Origin of the sequence: Microbacterium sp. B35-04 (genome assembly GCF_010634885.1) — a bacterium.
In the GTDB taxonomy this organism is placed as follows: domain Bacteria; phylum Actinomycetota; class Actinomycetes; order Actinomycetales; family Microbacteriaceae; genus Microbacterium.
On sequence record NZ_MWLP01000103.1, the window covers coordinates 1 to 6035 of the forward strand.

The 6035-nt window shown below is 71.4% G+C and carries 4 protein-coding genes; all 4 read left to right on the forward strand.

Going from position 1 to position 6035, the window contains the following annotated elements; translation table 11 throughout:
* The first annotated feature begins 118 nt into the window (after nt 1–118).
* Nucleotides 119–1348, forward strand: coding sequence for an acyl-CoA dehydrogenase family protein (locus B1729_RS18550; protein ID WP_163634252.1), 1230 nt, complete (start codon nt 119–121; stop codon nt 1346–1348).
* A 63-nt stretch (nt 1349–1411) separates the two neighbouring features.
* Nucleotides 1412–2566, forward strand: coding sequence for an AI-2E family transporter (locus tag B1729_RS18555; protein WP_163620695.1), 1155 nt, complete (start codon nt 1412–1414; stop codon nt 2564–2566).
* Between the two features lie 211 nt (nt 2567–2777).
* Nucleotides 2778–3002, forward strand: a complete 225-nt coding sequence (locus B1729_RS18560) for a hypothetical protein (RefSeq protein ID WP_163620696.1) — start codon at nt 2778–2780, stop codon at nt 3000–3002.
* Between the two features lie 55 nt (nt 3003–3057).
* Nucleotides 3058–6000 (forward strand): AAA family ATPase, encoded by a 2943-nt coding sequence (locus B1729_RS18565; protein WP_163634254.1) that lies wholly within the window; start codon nt 3058–3060, stop codon nt 5998–6000.
* Nucleotides 6001–6035: the final 35 nt, after the last annotated feature.

The following is a 6035-nucleotide window of genomic DNA, read 5'->3' on the forward strand; positions in this document are numbered from 1 at the left end:
AGCGAGACGAAACGCGGCAGGCAGGAACCCGGTGACACTGAGTACTATGGATCGTGGGATTCAGTTCCATTCGAACCGGATGCCGCAGCACCCGTCACACGGCGTCAGGAGCCCGACCATGACCGACTTCCAGCCCCGCCCGGGTCAGAGCGTCGAAGGCTACGACGTCACCGCCCGCCGCGGCACCGACTACTACGCCGTGTTCGCCGACATCCCGGCCGCCGACCGCGAGGCGCGGGAACGCGCGGAGTCCTACATCGACGAGGTCGGCACGCGCATGCTCGATGCTTGGGATACCGCCGAGTACCCGCTCGAACTCGCCATGCGCATGGGTGAGCTCGACCTCTTCAACGACGGCATCGTGCACCCGGCGCTCACCCGGCTCTCGCCGCTCGCGGCGGGTCTCGTGAACATGGAGATCTCGCGGGGCGACGGCTCGCTCGGCACGGTCCTCGCGGTCCAGGGAGGGCTCGCCCTGCGCACGCTCGCCCTCTTCGGCAGCGACGAGCAGCAGGCGCGCTGGCTCGTGCCGGTCGCGCGCGGCGAGGTTCCGGCATCCTTCGCCCTCACCGAGCCCGACCACGGATCCGACTCGGTGTCCCTCGAGACCGTCGCCCGCAAGGACGGCGACTCGTGGGTGATCGACGGTGCGAAGAAGTGGATCGGCAACGGCGCGTCGGGCGGCATCACGTTCGTGTGGGCGCGCGTGGAGGCCGACGACGAGTTCCACGGTGCTGTCCGCTGCTTCCTCGTCGAGCAGGACACGCCGGGGTACACCGGCACCGTGATCCAGGGCAAGGCGTCGCTGCGCGGCATCCACCAGGCGCACATCGTCCTCGACGGCGTGCGGGTGCCCCTCGACGCCGTGCTCCCCGGCACGAAGAGCTTCAAGGATGCCTCGACCGTGCTCTACTCGACGCGGTCGGGCGTCGCGTGGTCGGCGCTCGGCCACGCCACCGCCTGCTACGAGGCGGCGCTCGCCTACTCGCAGCAGCGGATCCAGTTCGGAAGGCCCCTCGCCAAGTTCCAGATGGTGCAGGAGCGCCTTGCGAACATGCTCGAAGAGCTCACCGCGATGCAGCTGTACTGCCGCTGGATGGCCGATCTCGAGCAGCGGGGCGAACTGCGTCCGACGCAGGCTTCGCTGGCGAAGTACCACAACACCCGCGCCGCCCGACGGATCGCCTCGACCGCGCGCGACATGCTCGGCGGCAACGGCATCCTGCTCGAGAACGGCGTCATGCAGCACATGGCCGACATCGAGGCGATCCACACCTACGAGGGCACGGAGAGCGTGCAGGCGCTGCTCATCGGCCGCGACATCACCGGCATGAGCGCGTTCGCCTAGCCCTGATCGGGACTCGCGCGCAACCCGCAGAGCGGGAAGGCCTCTGGCGCTTACCCTCGCGGCATGGGACTGTTCCGAAACGACCCCCAGCGCATCGTCGTCGACGCGCACGACGTCGAGCCCCGGGCGACCCGCGCGCCGTGGAGCCTGTGGGCCGACGGCTTCGGCAAGCTCGGCATCCGTGCGATCCAGATCATCGTGGTCGTCGTGGTGGTCACCGGCATCGTGTTCGCGATCCAGTCGCTCACCCTCGTCACGATCCCGCTCGTGATCGCGCTGATCCTCGCGTGCGCGTTCAACCCGGTAATGAGCTGGATGCGGCGGCGCGGCATCCCATCGATCCTCGCGACGCTGATCACGCTGCTCGCCATCGTGGTGATCCTGGGCCTCCTGAGCTGGCTCATCGTCTGGGCGGTGCGCGACCAGTGGGACGACCTGTACGCGCAAGCCGAAGACGGCTTCCAGCGTCTACTCGCCTGGATGCAGACGCTGCCGTTCGACTTCGTGCAGCCTGATCAGCTCGATGAGTGGGTGAAGACGCTCACCGACTTCGTCACGAGCGCGCAGTTCGGCTCCGGCGCGCTCGCCGGCGTCGGGGCGGTCGCGAACTTCGTGACCGGGCTCGTGCTCATGGTGACGATCCTGTTCTTCTTCCTCAAGGACGGTCCCCAGATGTGGGAGTTCATGCTGCGGCCGTTCCGCGGGGCGAACTACCTGCGCGCGCGCCGCATCGGCGACAAGACCACGACGGTGCTGGGCTCGTACGTGCGCGGCACGGCGACCGTCGCCGCCGTCGATGCCATCGGCATCCTGATCGGTCTGCTCATCCTTCAGGTTCCGCTGGCGATCCCGCTCTCGGTGCTCGTCTTCCTGCTCGCCTTCATCCCGATCGTGGGCGCGACAGTGGCCGGCATCGTGGCCGCGCTCGTCGCACTCGTTGCGAACGGGCCGATCAACGCCCTCCTGGTCGTCGGGGTGGTCGTGCTCGTCAACCAGCTCGAGGGCAACTTCCTGCAGCCCGTGCTCATGGGCCGGTCGATGAAGCTGCACGCGTTCGTCATCCTGGTCGCCCTGACGGTAGGCACGGTCCTCGGCGGCATCGTCGGCGCCGTGCTGGCGGTGCCCATCACCGCCGCGGCCTGGGGCGCGGTGCAGGTGTGGGACGGCACCGACCTGCCGGCGCGGTGGGCGCGGCCGAAACGGCCCGTCGCGGGCTGAGCCCACGCTCGCCCTACCTTCGCACCGGATCGCAGCCCGACGTAGGCACGGTCTTAGACCGGTCTTAGGCCGCCGCGGCCTCGGCCTAAGACCTGGAGCCCGCCAAGACAAGGCGATCGCCCGATGGGGTGGACCCGCCTTAGAGAGAAGAGTCGTACCTGTCAGCACGACCGGGACCCGCATCGGGCTCCGCCGCAGACAGGAGAGACTCGTGAACGACATCACCTACACCGGCTACATCCTCGAACAGCACCGCGCGGCGGACCTCGCTCGCGAGAACGAGCTGATCGTCGCACGGCGAGAGCGGGGCACATCTTCCGCGCGCCCGCACCGCCGTCCGCTCGCCGCCTGGCTCCGCGCCGCGTCGCACCGCGCAGCACCGCAAAGCAATGGCGTCGCCTCGGGCCGAAGCGCCGCGTCCGTCGCCACGCGATGACCGGTCGCCACGCGATGACGCTCCGCGCGTCGGTGGGGAGTGCCACCATATGAACATGCCCGCACTCCCCTCGAGCCCGCGCATGGTCGGCCGGCACAACGAGCTCGCCGCCCTGCTCGAGGCGTTCGACGAGGCCGCCGGGGGTCGCCCCCGAACGGTCGTTGTGCGCGGCGAGGCGGGTGTCGGCAAGACACGGCTCGTGCAGGAGTTCCTGGCACTCGTCACGACCGACCACTTCGGGGCGGGGCATCCGTCCGCCGACGTGGAGGACGATGCGTCGAGTTCCGTCGTGGCGTTCGGGCAGTGCGTCGACCTCGGCCCGATCGGCGCGCCGTTCGGGCCGATCCGGCGCGTCCTGCGCGACCTGCACGAGGCCGTCGGCACCGAAACGCTGCGCCAGGCCGCCGGCTCGGCCGCAGCGATCGCGAGCCTCGCGGCGCTGGTTCCCGGCATCGCCGACGCGGCCACCGAGCACGACGAACCCGCCGGCGAGTTCGCCGAGGCGATCGAAGTGCTGCTCGAGGGACTGTCGCGGCGCCGCCACGTCGTCGTCGTGCTCGAAGACCTGCAGTGGGCGGATGCCGCCACCATGGCTCTGCTGAAGACACTGGCCAGCACGCTCCGCGGCCGGCGGCTCACGATCGTCGCCACCTACCGCTCCGACGACATCGACCGCTTCCACCCGCTGCGGCCCGTGCTCGCCGAGCTCGACCGCACTCGGTCCGTCGTGCGCGTGGAGGTCGTGCCGCTCACACTCGACGAGGTCGCCGAGCAGGTCGAACAGCTGGCGAGCGGCCTGGACCCGCGCGTCGTCGAAGCGCTCGCGGAGCGCAGCGGCGGCATCCCGTTCCTGGTGGAAGAGCTGGTCGATCTCGGCGACCGCGCCCTGCCCGACACGTTGCGGGAGCTCGTGCTCGCCCGCTACATGCGGCTCGGCGCAGAGGCCCAGCAGGTCGTGCGCACGATGGCCGCGGGCGGAGTGCACGTCGAAGACGACGTGCTCTCGGCCGTGGCGACGCTCGACGAACAGGTGCTCGACGCCGCGGTGCGAGAGGCGATCGACACGCGCGTGATCACCGCCGACGGCGCCGGCTACGCGTTCCGCCACGCGCTCACGCGGGAGGCCGTCGAGGCCGAGATGCTGCCGAGCGAGCGGGTGAGGGTGCATCGCCGCTACGCCGAGCACCTGGGCGACCACCGCGGCGACTCGCCCGACGATGCCTCCGCCGTCGCCGAGCACTGGCTCGTCGCCCGAGACCTGCCGGCGGCGTTCGATGCGACGGTCGCCGCGCTCCACCAGTCCCGCACGCGGTTCTCGCCCGCCACCTCCGCGAAGCTGGCGGAGCGTCTCGCCGAGCTCTGGGAACAGGTTCCCGACGCCGAGGCCCGCGCGGGCACGAGCCTGCCGGCACTGCACCTCGATGCGGCGCAGGACTGGCACGACCTCGGCGATCCCGAGCGCTCCCTGCGGTCCGCCAACGAGGGCCTCGCGGTCTGCCCCGACGATCCGCTCATGCGCGCGGCGCTGATGCGGCAGCGGTACGTCCAGACCTTCAACCTCGAGCACACCGGCCACCCCTCCGACCTCGACGAGGCCGTCGCACTGCTGGAGGGCGTCGACGACCGCCGCGCCCGGGTGCTGCTGTCGCGCGTGCTCACCAACATGGCGATCGACGAGCACGGCACGGATGCCGCGGAGCACGCAGCCCGCGCCATCGCCCTCGCCGAAGAGGTGGGCGACGACGCCGCGTTGGCGGTCGCACTGACCGTGGAAGCGTGGCGGCTCGCCCGCGACGAGGACGAGGATTCGGCAGCCCTGGCGCCCTTGCAGCGCGCCGTCGCTCTGCGGCTCGACCCGTCGATGCGCGCCTACGTGGGCAATGCGCTCACCCACATGCTGGTGTCGGCCGGGCGCCTCGACGAGGCCGTCGTCGTCGGCACGCAGCACTACGAAGACGTCGTCCGCGCGGGCATCGAACGGGGCTCGGGAGCGGCGATCGCCCAATCGGTCGCGTTCGCCCTGTTCGCCACCGGACAACCCGAGACCGCGCTCCATTACGCGCGACGCGCGCGACGGCTGATGAGCCGCGCCGATGCGGCCTCCACGCTGCGCCTGCTCTCGTCGCACTTGGCGTGGGACGACCGCCCGAGCGAACGCGATGACCTGCTCGCGACCGAGCGCGGCCGCATCGAGGAGGCGCAGCGCCTGTATCCCGACAAGGCCGCCTGGTGGGTGGTCGAGCGGGCGGATGCCGCCCTGACCCTTCACGCCCGGGAGGACACGGATGCCGTCACCGCCGTGCTGGCCGCCGCCGAGCATCCGGAGGGCAGCCGCACGGTGGCCCGCTATGCCGTGCTCACGGCGGCGCTGCTGACGCACTCCCCCGGGCGCTCAGGCGACCCCGAAGTGCGGGCGCGCATCGAACGAGCCCTCGACGGCTGGCCCGACAACGAGCTCGCGGGTCGCGTGTCGAGATTCGTCCGCGCCGTGCTCGCGGACGGCGACGGCGCCCCGGCCGACGACCGCGTGACGGCGTGGCGAGCCATCGTGGACGAGCTGACCCCCGGCGGCATGCCGACGTGGCACCTGCAGACGGCGCGCTGCCGCCTGGCCTGGGCGTTGATCGACGCCGGCGAGCGCGACGACGCCGCAGACCTGCTGGCCGCGATCACGGCCGAGGCGCCGGCGCTCGGTGTCGCGCGCGCCGCGCGCTGGGCCGCGGAGCTCGCGGCGCAGGCCCGTCTCGTTCCCACAGGCACCGCCGCCGAGTCCGAGACGGAGGCCGGGATCGTCGCCTCGCTGACGCCGCGGGAGCTTCAGGTGCTCGAGCTCGTCGCCGAGGGGCTCACCAATCCGCAGATCGGGCAGCGGCTGTTCATCAGCCCGAAGACCGCGTCAGTGCACGTGTCGGCGATCCTCGCGAAGATCGGTGCCGCCAACCGCGCAGAGGCCGCCGCGCAGTACGTCGCGACGGCCGCGGCCGCCTCGTCGGCCTGACCGCGCCCTCACGGAGCCCGTGGCCCCACGCCCGC